This window comes from Bradyrhizobium sp. G127 (assembly GCF_021502575.1).
Taxonomy (GTDB): Bacteria; Pseudomonadota; Alphaproteobacteria; order Rhizobiales; family Xanthobacteraceae; genus Afipia.
In genome coordinates, this window is sequence record NZ_JAKFGN010000001.1 from 2,316,206 (window position 1) to 2,329,763 (window position 13,558).

The following is a 13,558-nucleotide window of genomic DNA, read 5'->3' on the forward strand; positions in this document are numbered from 1 at the left end:
CACGTTCGTATGTAAATGGGGCTACCGGTTAACTATTCGGGCGCGAACCTGGTGTGAGCCGCTGATACAGGAATCCGCGCTACGTTCAGGCGAGCGAGTGCTGGAGGTGAGCGCGGAGGGTTGCAGCTTGTGCGAGGTGCTTGCACGGCAGTATCCCGCCGTACATTTTTCTGCCGTACAGCCTGCGGGATCAAACAAGAGCGTTCGCGGCCCCTTAAGCAATCTCGAGCTTTTGCACGGGGATCAGTACTGCATCGATTGCCGTGCTGCATCATTCGACAAGGTGATCTTATCGCTCGCGCTGCATCCTTTACGGCAGAGTGATAAGGTTGCCCTCCTCAAGGAGATGAGGCGAGTATTGCGGCACGGCGGTACACTGCACATTGCCGACTTCGACCAGCCGCTGCACCGGCGAGAGATCCACGCACTTCGCGGCACCGGCTACTTGTTCGGCTCTGAGACCGCGAAGCCCCATCTCGACGGCAGTTGGTTGAATTTAATCAAGCAGACAGGGTTTGATGGTGTACGTCGCGTGAATACCGTTTCCGAGATAGTCGGCCGCATCGCCATAATCCGCGCACGCCGCAGCTGAACGGGGCGGAGGGGTCGGTGATCGTGGTCATTAGACCCAATTGCGGTTGCTGTTCAGGCTGGGTGCGCCATCTCAAGGATGCTAACTTCGCGGTTAAGGTCGAGGAAACGACAAGCCTTCACGGCGTCCGGAGTCGTCTCGGCGTGCCGTCTGACTTGGCCGCTTGTCATACCGCTGAAGTGGGCGGATATGTCCTCGAGGGACATGTCCCTGCAGCCGCTGTACGACAACTGTTAGAGAAGCGGCCCATGCCGTCGGGTTGGCGGTCCCCGGTAGGATCACCCGGGATGGAAGGCGGCGTGCCAGATAAATATGAGGTCGTTCTTTTCGGCGCTTCCGGCCGTCAAATGGTTATGCGTTTCATCGGTGGGGATATCGCCGGTTAAGGCGGTTCTCATAACCATGTCGTAGGTAACGATCGCGCGATCGTTACCCTCATTGTGGTGGCGAATTTGTAATGTGATCCGTCTTCCCAAGTCCACGATCCTATGTGATGTTAAGGTCATGGATTTTTGCCGATTCATCAGCCGTTTGCTGGCGGTCTTTGCGATCGTTGGGCTCGTTGCATCGCCGCTGGCCACGCCAGCGGCGGCAAAACTGCTGCCGGCGGGCGAGATGAACGATATGTCGATGATGTCCGCCGACATGCCTTGCTGTCCGGATACGCAGAAGAGCAACGATTGCCGGGATTGTCCGCTTCGCGCGATGTGCACACTGACCGTTGCTCAGGCTGAACCTCCTATGGCGACCGAAATTTTGGCACCTCCGCCAACTCGCCGCCCGTTCTCAGCTTTCAACGATATGATCGCCGATAGCCTCGACGGTTCTCCCCCCGACCATCCTCCTCGAATCCTGATCTAATCGGCGCTTTGGCGCCGGTTCGCTGCCGTTCGGCCTTCAGGCTGAGCGGGTAAAATGCATGCCGCTTGCGGTAGACCAGGACATTGAGGATTGAAAATGAAGACGTTCAACTACACGCGCGCCGTTCGGGCCGCGCTCATCGGTATTGCGATGACCGGATCGGTCACCGCCGCACGCGCCGACATCAAAGACTATGAGTTCCAGCTCGTCGATCAGACCGTCAAGGCTGGCCCGGACAAAATCGTTACGGTTCGGCTCGTCAACAAGACCACCGGCAAGCCGGTGCCTGATGCGGTGATCTTCGCAACGCGTCTCGACATGGCGCCCGATGGCATGCAGGAAATGGCGACCAAGATCGTGCCCGCTCCGGGCGCGGAGCCGGGCAGTTACAAGTTCAAGGCGACGTTTGGGATGGCGGGCCGATGGCAGCTTTCTCTCGGTGCAAAGGTCCAGGGCGAAACCGGCACTGTCGAAAGCAAACTCGTCATTACGGCGCAGTGATGAGACCGGTCAGCCTGGCTATTGCCGCCACCGCCGCGTTGATCGCGGCGGTGGGTGGCGGATTCATCGCGGGTCGCAGTCAACATCAGCCAGCCGAAGGGGCAGACCGGGCGGTTCTGGCACCCGCAGCGGCGCAAATGAATAGCGCAACGATCTACTACAAGGATCCTGACGGCAGACCGTTTTACTCACTAACGCCAAAGAAGGCGCCAAACGGAGGTGACTACACGGTCGTACCTGCGAGCGCCGATGTCAGTTTCGACGAAACGCCAGTGACCGAGAGCGCATCCGCGACAACCACAGAACGCAAGATCAGATACTACCGCAATCCGATGGGACTGCCGGATACGTCGCCGACGCCGAAAAAAGATTCGATGGGGATGGATTACATTCCGGTCTATGAGGGCGAGGACAGTGACGACGGATCGGTGAAGCTTTCGCCAGGGAAGATCCAGCGTACCGGCGTCAGCTCCGAACCCGCCACATCGCGCGTCATTCGAACCCTCATTCGCGCGCCAGGCACGATCCAACTCGACGAGCGCCGCATCTCCGTCATTTCGATGCGGGCCGAAAGTTGGGTCCAGAAAGTTGCAAACGTCACCACCGGCAGCAAGGTCAGCAAAGGCCAGCCGCTGATGGAAATCTACAGTCCATCCGTGGCCTCGGCGGCCGCCGAATACATCGCCACCATCACATCGAAAGGGACGAGCGGGGTGGCCGTGTATGGTCGCGGCTCGCGACAACGGCTGATGAACCTCGACGTTCCCGACGCGGCAATTGCCGCCATGGAGAAGAGCGGCACCGTTCCGATCACCATCGACTGGTCGGCTCCGCGCGACGGCATTGTGCTCGAACGTAACGCCATTGAAGGCATGCGCGCGCAGCCCGGGGATGTGTTGTTCCGGGTTGCGGATACGTCCGTGGTTTGGGCGATGATCGACGTCGCGGAACGCAGTCTCGGCACGATTTCGGTTGGACAGCCGGTAACCGTAAGGGCGCGCAGCTTTCCTGGCCGCGAATTCGCCGGGAAGATCAGTGTCATCTATCCGCAAGTGAATCGGGAAACACGAACCGCCCGGGTGCGGATCGAATTGTCCAATCCGGATGGCGCTCTGCTTCCCGACATGTATGTCGATGCGAATATCGATATTGGCAGCTCGCAGCCTGTGCTTACCGTACCTGAAAGTGCCGTTCTCGATACTGGCAATCGTCAGGCGGTATTCGTCGAGAAAGGACAAGGGCGCTTCGAGCCGCGCGAGGTGAAACTCGGCCATCGCGGCGACGGCTATGTCGAAATCCGACAGGGCCTCACGGAGGGTGATCCTGTCGTCGTCTCGGCCAACTTCCTGATCGATGCGGAAAGCAATCTGAAGGCCGCCCTTAAAGGGTTTTCGGACGCGGGAGGCCAGCAATGATCGCCCGCGTTATCAGTTGGTCGGCTCGCAACCTGCTGTTGGTCCTGTTCGGCACCGGCTTCGCCGCCGCCGCCGGCATCTACGCACTGGTCCATCTGCCGCTCGATGCGATTCCGGATCTCTCCGACACCCAGGTGATTGTCTACACCGAATATCCGGGCCAGGCGCCGCAAGTGATCGAAGACCAAGTCACTTATCCGCTGACGACCGCGATGCTGACCGTGCCCCGATCCAAAGTCGTGCGCGGCTTCTCGTTCTTCGGGGTGTCATTCGTCTACGTCATTTTCGAAGATGGCACCGACATTTATTGGGCCCGCTCGCGGGTACTTGAATTCCTCAACGGCGCGGCCTCGCGGTTGCCCGCCGGTGTAAGCCCGACGATCGGTCCCGACGCCACGGGCGTGGGATGGGTCTATCAATACGCGGTGGTGTCGAAGGAGCTCAACCTCGCCGATACGCGGACCATCCAGGACTGGAATCTGAAATTCGCGCTCGCGAAGGCCGAAGGTGTCGCTGAAGTCGCGAGTGTCGGTGGCTTCGTCAAGCAGTACAACGTCATCCTCGATCCGCAACGCATGCGCGATCTCGGCATCACCATGCAGAAGATGCGCGACGCGATCCGCGCCAGTAACGCGGATGTCGGCGGCCGCACCGTCGAACTCTCCGAGTTCGAATACGTCATTCGTGGCAAAGGCTATCTGAAGGGAATCAACGACCTCGGCAACATCGTGCTGAAGACAAACAACGGCACGCCGGTTCTGCTGCGGGACGTGGCTCGCGTCGAACTTGGACCGGATGAACGGCGCGGGATTGCGGAACTTAACGGCGAGGGCGAAGTCGCCAGCGGCATTGTGCTGCAACGGTTCGGCGTCAATGCGCTTGATGTGATCGAGAATGTGAAGAAGCGCTTCAAGGAGATCGCGAGCAGCCTGCCGAAATCGGTCGAGATCGTTCCGGTCTATGACCGCTCCAACCTGATCAATGCGGCCATCGCCACGCTCAAGCATACGTTGCTGGAGGAAAGCATCGTCGTTGCGTTCGTCTGCATCGTGTTCTTGCTGCATGTCCGCAGTGCGCTGGTCGCCATCCTGATGCTGCCGGTCGGCGTGCTGATGGCGTTCGGTGCGATGAAGCTGCTTGGAATAGGGTCAAACATCATGAGCCTCGGTGGTATCGCGATTGCGATCGGTGCCATGGTCGACGCGGCGATCGTCATGATCGAGAATGCGCACAAGCACCTGGAGCGAGCTGAACCCGGGCGGTCAAGAGTCGACATACTGATAAACGCGGCGTCCGAGGTCGGGCCGGCGCTGTTCTTTAGCCTGCTCATCATCACCGTGTCGTTCATGCCGATCTTCACGCTGGAATCGCAGGAAGGCCGGATGTTCAGCCCGTTGGCATTCACCAAGACGTTTGCGATGGCCGCTGCTGCGTTGCTGTCGGTGACATTGGTTCCGGCGCTGATGATCATTTTCGTGCGCGGCAAGATCGTTCCGGAGCACAAGAATCCGATCAACCGCTTCCTGATCTGGATCTATCGGCCGGTGATCAAGGCCGTGATGCGTGCCAAGGCACTGGTGATCCTCATCGCGCTGGCAATTGTTGTGGTGACGGTGTGGCCGGCGCGTCAGCTCGGCACCGAGTTCATGCCTAACCTCAACGAAGGCACGCTGCTCTACATGCCCACCACGCTGCCGGGAATTTCGGTGACCAAAGCGGGCGAACTGTTGCAGATGCAGGACAGGATCATCCGGTCGTTTCCGGAGGTGGCGTCGGTCTACGGCAAGGCCGGCCGTGCAGCAACCGCGACCGATCCGGCCCCGTCCGAGATGTTCGAGACTATCGTCAATCTGAAACCCAAGGAGCAATGGCGGCCGGGCGTGACGATTGATGGCCTGATCGCAGAGATGGACAAGTCCCTGCAGTTCCCCGGCGTCTCGAACGCCTGGACCATGCCGATCAAGGCACGCATCGACATGTTGTCGACCGGTATCCGGACGCCGATCGGCGTCAAGGTGATCGGGACCGATCTGGTCGTGATCGACAAACTGGCGAAACAGATCGAGCAGGTTTTAAAAGCTGTGCCCGGAACGTCGTCGGCCTATGCCGAGCGGGGCATCGGCGGATATTATCTCGACGTGACACCGGACCGTGAGGCGTTGGCGCGCTATGGCATCATGGTCCAGGATGTTCAGGACGTAATTGCGACCGCACTCGGCGGCCAGACGGTAACCACAACAGTAGAAGGCCGTCAGCGCTACAGCGTCAACATGCGCTACCCCCGGGACTTGCGCGAGAATCCACAGGCCATCGCCAACGACGTTCTGGTTCCGATGCCGGCCGGAGGTGCAGTGCCGCTTGGGGAGGTCGCCAAGATCGAACCGGCGCGAGGGCCGACATCGATCCGCACCGAGAACGGACAGTTGGCCACCTATATCTACGTCGACATCCGCGACCGCGATCTTGGCGGCTATGTTGCCGACGCGCAGCAGGCGGTGCAGGCCAGCATTCAGTTCCCGGCGGGATATTATGTGGTCTGGAGCGGCCAGTACGAGTATCTCGAACGCGCGACAGCTCGCCTGAAGATCGTGGTGCCGGTGACGCTACTGATCATCTTTTTGCTACTGTACCTCAACTTCCGTTCCATCACCGAGACCATGATCGTGATGCTGTCGCTGCCGTTCGCGCTGGTCGGCGGCATCTGGCTGATGTGGGCGCTGGGCTTCAACCTGTCGGTAGCCGTCGCGGTCGGTTTCATCGCGCTGGCCGGGGTCGCCGCAGAGACTGGCGTGGTGATGCTGATCTACCTCAATCAGGCCCTTGCCGAGATCAAGGCGCAGCGTGACGCCGAAAAGCGAACACTGACCCGTCACGACCTCTACGACGCCATCATGGAGGGCGCCGTGGAGCGGGTGCGACCGAAGATGATGACGGTGGTCGCTATCATGGCGGGGCTGCTGCCGATCATGTGGAGCACTGGCACTGGCTCTGAGATCATGCAGCGCATCGCCGTGCCGATGATCGGCGGCATGATCTCGTCAACGTTGCTGACGCTGATCGTGATCCCCGCGATCTATGGGTTGATCAAGGGCTTCCGTTTGCCGGCGAATAATCGCGGAAACGGTCATCCGCCGTCGTGGGCCATCGAGCCGATCAAGGAAGACTCGCGACTTGTTTCGGAACCCGCCGAGTGAGCTGAATCATGATGGTCTTATCGGCAGCGGCGTTCATCAAGTATCTCCGCTCTGGCAATAAGGAAGGGTCAGCCATGGACAGGTCCATCATGACGGTGCTTGCGACAATCGTATTCTTGCCGCCTGCATTTGCACAGCAGGGCGATGCAGCTCGAGGCCAGCGCGATTTCCAGGTCTGCGCGCCATGCCACTCGCTGGAATCTGATCGAAACATGACGGGACCAAGTCTCGCCGATCTGTGGAACCGAAAAGCTGGTACGCTGCCGAGCTTCAGCCGGTACTCACAGGCCCTGAAGTCGTCGGGAATTACCTGGGACGACACCACGCTCAACGAGTGGCTTCGGGATCCGCAACACCTCATTCCTGGCAACACGATGCCGTTCCCCGGCGTAAAGGACGCGGGACGGCGCGGCGATCTTTTGGCGTTTCTCAAGGAGGCGACCCAGCCCGGTCACGCTCCGCCATCGGTCGTGCAACGCGGCAATCAAATGGGCGGGATGATGGGCATGATGGGTGGCGGCGCGGTGCCAAATCTCAAAAAGCTTGAGCCTGATGAACGGGTCCAGACGATCACGCATTGCCGGGATACCTACCGGGTGACGACCGCAGACGGGAAAACGCGGGATTTCTGGGAGCGAAATCTGAGGTTCAAGACTGACGTAGGTGAAGATGGGCCACAGAAAGGTGCTCCGGCGATCGTATCGGCAGGCATGATGGGAGACCGGGCCGACGTGATCTTCGCAGTACCCGAAGAGATCAGCGGAGCCATCTCATCGCATTGTTGATCGGCGCCAAGCCCATCAACCCACGACGGTGGGAAACTGGGTCAACGATTTTTCGATCCAGGGCGCTGTCGACTGTAACCAAACCGGCTGGATCAGCGAACTCATAGAGATAATGCAAGTATGACGACCCACGAAATCGAACTCAAGACACTGATGCTTGCCAGCCTGGATGGCGACGCGGCCTCGCATCGCGCGCTGCTCGAGCGATTGAGCCGCCGTCTGCGCGCGTACTACAAGGGCAAGCTTGTGAGAATTGGGAGGGGCGCAGCAGAGGCGGAAGATTTGGTCCAAGAGGCGGTATTGGCGATCCATTTCAAGCGGCATACCTATGATCCCGCCGAGCCTTTGACGCCCTGGGTGCACGCCATTGCACGCTACAAGCTGATCGATTTCTTACGTCGGACTCGCGCATCACTTGCCGATGTACCTATCGACGAGGCCGATACCATAATGGCGCACGATGACAATCTCAGCGCCGAAAGTAGTCTCGACCTTAAGCGGCTGATGCAACGGTTGCCGGAAAAAATGCGATGTTCCATCGAGGCGGTGAAACTGGACGGACGGAGTATCGCTGAAGCTGCAGACCGGTGCGGTATCTCGGAATCGGCCGTAAAAGTGAACATTCACCGTGGGCTCAAGGCGCTGGCTGCCTTGATTGCCCGGGAAGTCAGAACATGAAGACAGATGATTTGGTTGAGATGCTGAGTACGAACGTTGAGCCGGTTGACCGTCGGCTGGTCGGTCGAACGGTTTGCATCGCCGTTGCTGCTGCTTCAGTGTTGGCGTTTGCGTTCATGCTGATCGGGCTGGGTATCCGGCCAGATCTGATGACGGTCCGCGCCTTCACGTTCTTGTTGCTGAAGCTCGCGTTCACGGTTGGGGTCGTAGGCGTGGCATCGGTCTATCTTACAAAGCTGGCACGCCCCGGAGGGGAGCGCCGAACCTCGTCTTTTTTGGTTACTATGCCGTTCGCCGCGATTGTGCTGCTTGCAGCAATCAGCCTTGGGTTCGCGCCCAGATCGCACTGGGACAAGATGATCGTGGGAGATGAGTGGCTTGAGTGTCTTCTCTCCATTCCGGTCATCGCGATCGTGCCCTTCGCCACTGCCATCTGGGCCCTGCGAAAATCTGCCCCAACGGACCTCGTTCGCACGGGAGCTTTCGCCGGTCTCATTTCTGGCGGTGTGAGTGCGATGGCTTATTCCCTTCATTGCGCCGACGATTCATTGCCGTTTGTTGCAGTCTGGTACGGAGGCACGATTGCGCTGTGCACCTTCGCAGGCGCAATATTCGGACCGCGGTTGTTGCGGTGGTAGCGGATCGTGCAGGTTGTTTTCACGTCAGCGTGAGGTTGTAACCGGCCGGTGATTTGCTTCGAACTCATTTGTAGAAGCGCACGTGACGCGCTTCTCAATGACAAGGAGCCGGACCATGTTAAAGAAAAGCTTTCTCACGATTTCGCTCATGCTGCCGCTTGTAGCGATATCAGCCGCAGCCCACGCAGGCTCGACAATCAGCGATAAGAGCTATTGGCCGAATGAGGCCAGGCGGACTGTATATACATATGGTGTAACCGCCCCGCAAAACGACCCGAGTTCTGCGTTCGCGTCCTCAGTAATGGCGCCGCGTTTTCAGGTTTCGCCGAGGGGCAGTACAGGCGGAAGCGGCCCGCGCTATCACGGCGGTCCGAAATTCCAGTGACGTCTAAACGAGTAGAATGCTTCGCGTCGTTGTCGCGCAGCATTGAATATTCTGGACGTAAGCAATGGGTTGCGGATGAGGCGGATCACCGCAACCCTCTCACCGCGAAGGGGGCAATAGATTCCCAAATGAATGAGAAATTAGGTAGCTATGTGATTTCGCATTCTAAAGCAGCGAGTCAAACTGGTCTGGAGGCCGTCATAAAGGAGGTGGTCTCAATATCCATGGACTGCAGTGACTTGTCTTCACGAGTCGAGGGAGGTTCAAGTTAGACCCCCGGGTAGGGTGCGATTGCTCCGTAGAATAGTTAGCTTCCCAGCGACGTTCGCGCAGGGGACATGTGATTGTTTGCTGACGCTATCCAGCGACATCTATCGGTACGCAGAATCTGCGAGCGTGATCACGTTCGAACACTTCTCGTCGAAGTATCTATCCTCGAAAGACAGCGATAGACGGATTTTGCGAAGCCCAAAAATGCGCGTGCAACTTCAACAGCGAAGAAAATCTGACGGTATGGGGGACGGTATTGAAGAATCAAGGCAGCGAAAACATTCGCTGTTTCAATATTTTGAAAGGGCGATTGATGAGAGAGTGGGAGTGACGGATACGAACGGTGGCAAGAGCGTAGTTTCGGCGGTGGTTTTGGCCTTCGCTCAGTGCCGTTTTCGTTCGTCTTTCATTCCCATTGTTGGCCCTCTCGATTTCTGTCTCGCAGGCGGCGAGCCACGCGCGACGGGTGCTGGTTAGAGCTGGGTCGGAATGGGCGCGTTCGCGAAAGACCTCGTCGCCGCTTAGCGGCAGAGGAAAAGCTGCCCTCCGTCAAATGAGTATAGCGATGCTATAGACATGTTTATATAGCGGTGCTATACTCCGAAAATGGATACGAAGACGGCACTGGTGGCGGCGGCCTTGACGCTGATCGAGCGGGAGGGCGAGACGCATTTCTCGACGCGGGCGGTCTGCGACATCGCGAAGGTGACAGCGCCCACACTCTATCATCATTTCCAGAGCGCCGACGGTCTGCTGAGCGCGGCGATCACCGAAGCGTTCGAGCAGTTCTTGTCATCGAAGAGGTCGGCCATCCAGTCGCCCGACCCGGTTGCGGCGCTGATTGAAGGCTGGGACAACTATGTTGCATTCGCTGCGGCGCGCCCGCGCCTTTACGCGGCGATGATGGCGCGTTTCCTTTCCGGCGCCGATCTGCCTGCGGCCCGTGAGGGACAGGCGATGCTGCGCCACCGCGTCGCGCAGATCGAGGCCGCCGGCCGATTGGCGATCGCGTCCGAGGCGGCTGTTCAAGTCGTCTGGGCCTCTGTGAATTCGGCCGCGATGTTGTTCCTGGGCGCCACGCTCCAGCCGGGGGTCGGGATGGGAACACCAGATCCCGCCACCGTCGCCGGCCTGCGCGACGCCGCCATGCGGGCAATCTGCACCTCAGTTTTACCGGAGTAGATGTATGAAAATCCTTGTGACCGGCGGGTCCGGCTTTCTCGGCTCGCGTCTTATTCCCAATCTCGTAGCGGAAGGCCATGACGTCTTCGCCATGGCCCGCTCGTCCGCGGCCGACGGCAAGCTGCGCGCGCTCGGAGCGAAGCCCGTTCGCGGCGACATGAACAATCTCGGCGGCATGGTGATGCCGCCGGTCAACGCGGTGATCCATCTGGCCGCCCACTTTCACTTCGCCGGTCCGCGCGCGCCTTACTTCCATGTCAACGTGGATGGCACCAAAGCTCTGCTCGAGGCCGCACAGGCGGCAGGCGTTTCATCCTTCATCTATCTGACGGCCGCCGCCGTTATCATGGACGATCGCGGCTCGCCGATCCGCAACGCCGATGAGCGTGCGCCGACCTTTCCGGATAGTTTCTCGCCCTACATCGCCAGCAAGGCGACGAGCGAGGCTGGCGTTCTTGCGACCAGCCGGCCTGGTTTCCGCACCATCGCCATTCGGCCGCCGGGCATCTGGGGGCCGGGCGACGCCTTCAGCCGTAACATCCCGCACGCGATCAGGTCGGGCCAGTTCGCCTTCATCGCGCGCGGCGAATATCCCTATTCCACCTGCCATGTCGACAATGTCGCCGAAGCGCTGATCTGCGCTCTCGATCGGGGCGAAGGCGGCAAGGCCTACTTCGTTCGCGATCCCGACAACACGACCTTCCGCGCCTTCATCGACGGACTGGCAAAGCTGCAGGGGCTTTCGATCGACAAGCTACGTTCGGTTCCCTATGGCGCGGCCTTCTTCATGGGGCGCATGATGGAATTCGGCGCAAGACTCAGGCGCTCGGATCAGGATCCCGCGCTGACCCGAACCATGGTGCGCATGATCGGCCGCGAGTTCACGATCGACGATAGCGCTGCGCGGCGTGATCTGGGTTATGTAGGCAAGGTCTCGCGTCTGGAGGGGCTGGCCTCTTACGGTGCGGGTTAGCCGCAGATGAGGCTTCGAAGAACGCAGGAGATACGTACAGCATGGGCGATCGCCACGCCGACGTCGATCGGGATGCCGACGCGTCAGGTAACAGCGTGCAGCCAACTATCGCCGTTGGCAGCAAGTCCAGCATTCCGCAAAGCTGGCAGCGTTCAGAACAAGGAGCCTGGTCAGAAATTGCGGTTATGCCGGCGGGGAAATTATCCTGAGGCATCCCTTCAGAGTATCCCTTGCTGGGCAGCTTGATAAACAGTCCTCACCGCTGCTTGAAATCCAAGGCTGCGAGACAGTGAGACGTCGATATGAAGATACCAAGGGTTCTGCATTGGTTCGGATGACGGGTCCATAGTTTCACCGACAAGCCTGACCAGTTCGTAGATCGTGGTGGGCGCTTCGTCAGAAATGTTCACGATGCGACCGTCGAACGCCCCGGCCAGCGCCAGCTTCATCGCGGTCGCAATGTCGCGATGATGTATTGTGCTCATTCGGTTGGCGGGATGAAATCCGACGGCAGCTAAGTGCTTTGGCAGCGCCTCCAGATGGCCATCCCCGTCGCCGTAGACGAACGGGAACCGAAGGATTGACCAGTTCAGGCCGCTTTCGCGCAGCGCTTTCTCCGCGGCGACCTTGCTGGCCGGATAGGCCTGCTCCGGTTCGACGGCATCGGTCTCGCGCCCGGGATAGGGGGTATTCCTGCTGTAGACGTTGCTCGTGCTCGCCATGATGAAGCGTGCCTGGGGGGCGTGGGCCTGGGCCGCAGCAAGGAGGTTGCGTGTTCCCTCCAGGTTACTCTTCCAGATCAGGTCGGTGTCCTGGGTGCGAAACACCGCCGCCAGATGGACGATCGCCGAAACTCCATCGACAGCGTGCGCCAACGAAGCCGGATCGAAGAGTTCGCCTTCCACACTCTTCACCCCAGCAGGGGCGTCCTTGCCGGGACGAACCAGAGCGCGACAGTCCACCCCAGCTTCTACGAAGCGCGGCAGCAGGCGTTCACCAACCAATCCGGTCGCGCCGGTCATCAGGATTGTCATGGTCGTGTTCCTTTCAGTCGTTGATTGAGCCGCTCGGTCGCCGCTTTGAGCACGCGTGCGGTGGTCTCAAGGTCGGCTTCGGAGAAGCCAGCGAACGCCGTGTCATGGATGAAGCCCAGGTCGGGCAACTCGCCCCACAGCGTCTTTCCCGCCTGTGTCAGGCGCAGCAGCTTTTGGCGCTGATCGACGGCATCGGGAATCTGTTCGACGAGACGCTTCCGAACGAGCGTTCCAATGATGATGCTCAACGTCGCGCGTTCGATCTCGAGCAATCGCACCAGGTCGCGCTGCATCGTCGGGCCGAGATGGGTCAGTTGATGGAGAACATACCACTGCGTCGCACCGAGACCGTGAGGCCGGAGGGCATCCTCCATCATCGCGCGTCCTGCGAAATAACACCGCTTCGCCCAAGCCCCGACTGAGGCGTCGCGGGGCTGATTTATTTTGTTAGCCATCTGACAATTATGTTAGCCTGCAAACATAATGTCAATGGTGTCCGTGTGGGCCGGCAGACGGTGGATGGTCTGATCTGCTCATCCAACAGCAATGAGATCAAATCACCGCGTTGATGATTCCGATCGAAGGCAGCGCTCACGCGCCGCCGAACTTCCAGACTGGGATGCCTGGCTTCTTGGCCTTGTCGGGGAGGTTGTCGTTGATGCCGGCGCCGGGGAGGTGCATCACCCCTTCAGCAGAACCTCCAGCATCTCCTCGTTGCGCTTGAAGGGCGCTGCTCGGCCGTGCTTCGTCCAGTCCGGTGCGAAGCCGATCTGCGGCACGTTGCGGTTCGTCGCCCAAAGGGATGCGATCTTTTCCGCGCCTTTCGGCGCCTTGCCGTGCATCAGCCCATGTCCGGGTGCTTTTCGTGCACCTGATCGAGCTTGGACCAGATCAGCCGGGGGGCGTTGAAGTCGAGCCCGCCGGTGACAAGGTCTTCGGACCAGGCGGAAGAAGGATCGTCTGCTCGGCCCGTCGTTTCGCTGCCAGGAAGTCGCGGCTGTCGATCATCGCCGCGGGCATCACTGCACTTTCGGTCATTTCTCTCGCGCT

General features: G+C 59.6%; 15 protein-coding genes and 1 pseudogene. 13 read left to right on the forward strand and 3 right to left on the reverse strand.

Translation table 11 applies throughout. The features are described from left to right. The first annotated feature begins 97 nt into the window (after positions 1-97). The 13 genes from LVY71_RS10885 (at position 98) to LVY71_RS10950 (ending at position 11,683) form a co-directional block, all read left to right on the forward strand. Positions 98-592: a class I SAM-dependent methyltransferase gene (locus tag LVY71_RS10885; RefSeq protein ID WP_235099779.1), complete on the forward strand. Its 495-nt coding sequence runs from the start codon at positions 98-100 to the stop codon at positions 590-592. Between the two features lie 143 nt (positions 593-735). Continuing rightward, positions 736-978 (forward strand): DUF411 domain-containing protein, encoded by a 243-nt coding sequence (locus LVY71_RS22960; protein ID WP_235100086.1) that lies wholly within the window; start codon positions 736-738, stop codon positions 976-978. Between the two features lie 73 nt (positions 979-1,051). Continuing rightward, entirely contained in the window at positions 1,052-1,453 is a 402-nt protein-coding gene (locus tag LVY71_RS10900; protein ID WP_343299491.1) for a hypothetical protein, read from the forward strand. Between the two features lie 96 nt (positions 1,454-1,549). Beyond that, positions 1,550-1,954 carry a FixH family protein gene (locus LVY71_RS10905; protein ID WP_024920075.1) on the forward strand — a complete coding sequence of 135 codons (405 nt, stop codon included), beginning with the start codon at positions 1,550-1,552 and terminating at the stop codon, positions 1,952-1,954. Further along, complete coding sequence (locus LVY71_RS10910; RefSeq protein WP_235099780.1) at positions 1,954-3,369, forward strand: efflux RND transporter periplasmic adaptor subunit; 1,416 nt, start codon at positions 1,954-1,956, stop codon at positions 3,367-3,369. Before LVY71_RS10905 ends, LVY71_RS10910 begins: the two co-directional genes overlap by 1 nt. Continuing rightward, positions 3,366-6,563 (forward strand): efflux RND transporter permease subunit, encoded by a 3,198-nt coding sequence (locus tag LVY71_RS10915; protein ID WP_235099781.1) that lies wholly within the window; start codon positions 3,366-3,368, stop codon positions 6,561-6,563. The genes LVY71_RS10910 and LVY71_RS10915 overlap by 4 nt, the downstream gene beginning before the upstream one ends. Positions 6,564-6,571: 8 nt before the next feature. After that, the gene (locus LVY71_RS10920; RefSeq protein ID WP_235099782.1) at positions 6,572-7,348 is read left to right on the forward strand and encodes a c-type cytochrome; all 777 of its coding nucleotides are present in this window, start codon (positions 6,572-6,574) and stop codon (positions 7,346-7,348) included. A gap of 120 nt (positions 7,349-7,468) precedes the next feature. After that, complete coding sequence (locus LVY71_RS10925; RefSeq protein WP_024920071.1) at positions 7,469-8,026, forward strand: sigma-70 family RNA polymerase sigma factor; 558 nt, start codon at positions 7,469-7,471, stop codon at positions 8,024-8,026. Beyond that, positions 8,023-8,664 carry an NrsF family protein gene (locus tag LVY71_RS10930; protein WP_235099783.1) on the forward strand — a complete coding sequence of 214 codons (642 nt, stop codon included), beginning with the start codon at positions 8,023-8,025 and terminating at the stop codon, positions 8,662-8,664. Before LVY71_RS10925 ends, LVY71_RS10930 begins: the two co-directional genes overlap by 4 nt. Before the next feature lie 781 nt (positions 8,665-9,445). Further along, the gene (locus tag LVY71_RS10935) at positions 9,446-9,796 is read left to right on the forward strand and encodes a hypothetical protein (RefSeq protein WP_235099784.1); all 351 of its coding nucleotides are present in this window, start codon (positions 9,446-9,448) and stop codon (positions 9,794-9,796) included. 129 nt (positions 9,797-9,925) lie between these two features. Continuing rightward, the gene (locus tag LVY71_RS10940) at positions 9,926-10,501 is read left to right on the forward strand and encodes a TetR/AcrR family transcriptional regulator (RefSeq protein WP_235099785.1); all 576 of its coding nucleotides are present in this window, start codon (positions 9,926-9,928) and stop codon (positions 10,499-10,501) included. Between the two features lie 4 nt (positions 10,502-10,505). Continuing rightward, the gene (locus tag LVY71_RS10945; RefSeq protein WP_235099786.1) at positions 10,506-11,474 is read left to right on the forward strand and encodes an NAD-dependent epimerase/dehydratase family protein; all 969 of its coding nucleotides are present in this window, start codon (positions 10,506-10,508) and stop codon (positions 11,472-11,474) included. 41 nt (positions 11,475-11,515) lie between these two features. Then, positions 11,516-11,683: a hypothetical protein gene (locus LVY71_RS10950; RefSeq protein ID WP_235099787.1), complete on the forward strand. Its 168-nt coding sequence runs from the start codon at positions 11,516-11,518 to the stop codon at positions 11,681-11,683. A 9-nt stretch (positions 11,684-11,692) separates the two neighbouring features. On the opposite strand, the gene LVY71_RS10955 is transcribed toward LVY71_RS10950, so the two are convergent. The 3 genes and pseudogenes from LVY71_RS10955 to LVY71_RS10965 form a co-directional block, all read right to left on the reverse strand. After that, complete coding sequence (locus LVY71_RS10955) at positions 11,693-12,508, reverse strand: NAD-dependent epimerase/dehydratase family protein (RefSeq protein ID WP_235099788.1); 816 nt, start codon at positions 12,506-12,508, stop codon at positions 11,693-11,695. Then, on the reverse strand, positions 12,505-12,885 hold the full coding sequence (locus tag LVY71_RS10960) for a MarR family winged helix-turn-helix transcriptional regulator (protein WP_349629882.1): 381 nt from the start codon (positions 12,883-12,885) through the stop codon (positions 12,505-12,507). Before LVY71_RS10960 ends, LVY71_RS10955 begins: the two co-directional genes overlap by 4 nt. Positions 12,886-13,099: 214 nt before the next feature. Next, positions 13,100-13,528, reverse strand: a pseudogene (locus LVY71_RS10965) (DUF2493 domain-containing protein); the annotation flags it as partial. Positions 13,529-13,558 lie beyond the last annotated feature (30 nt).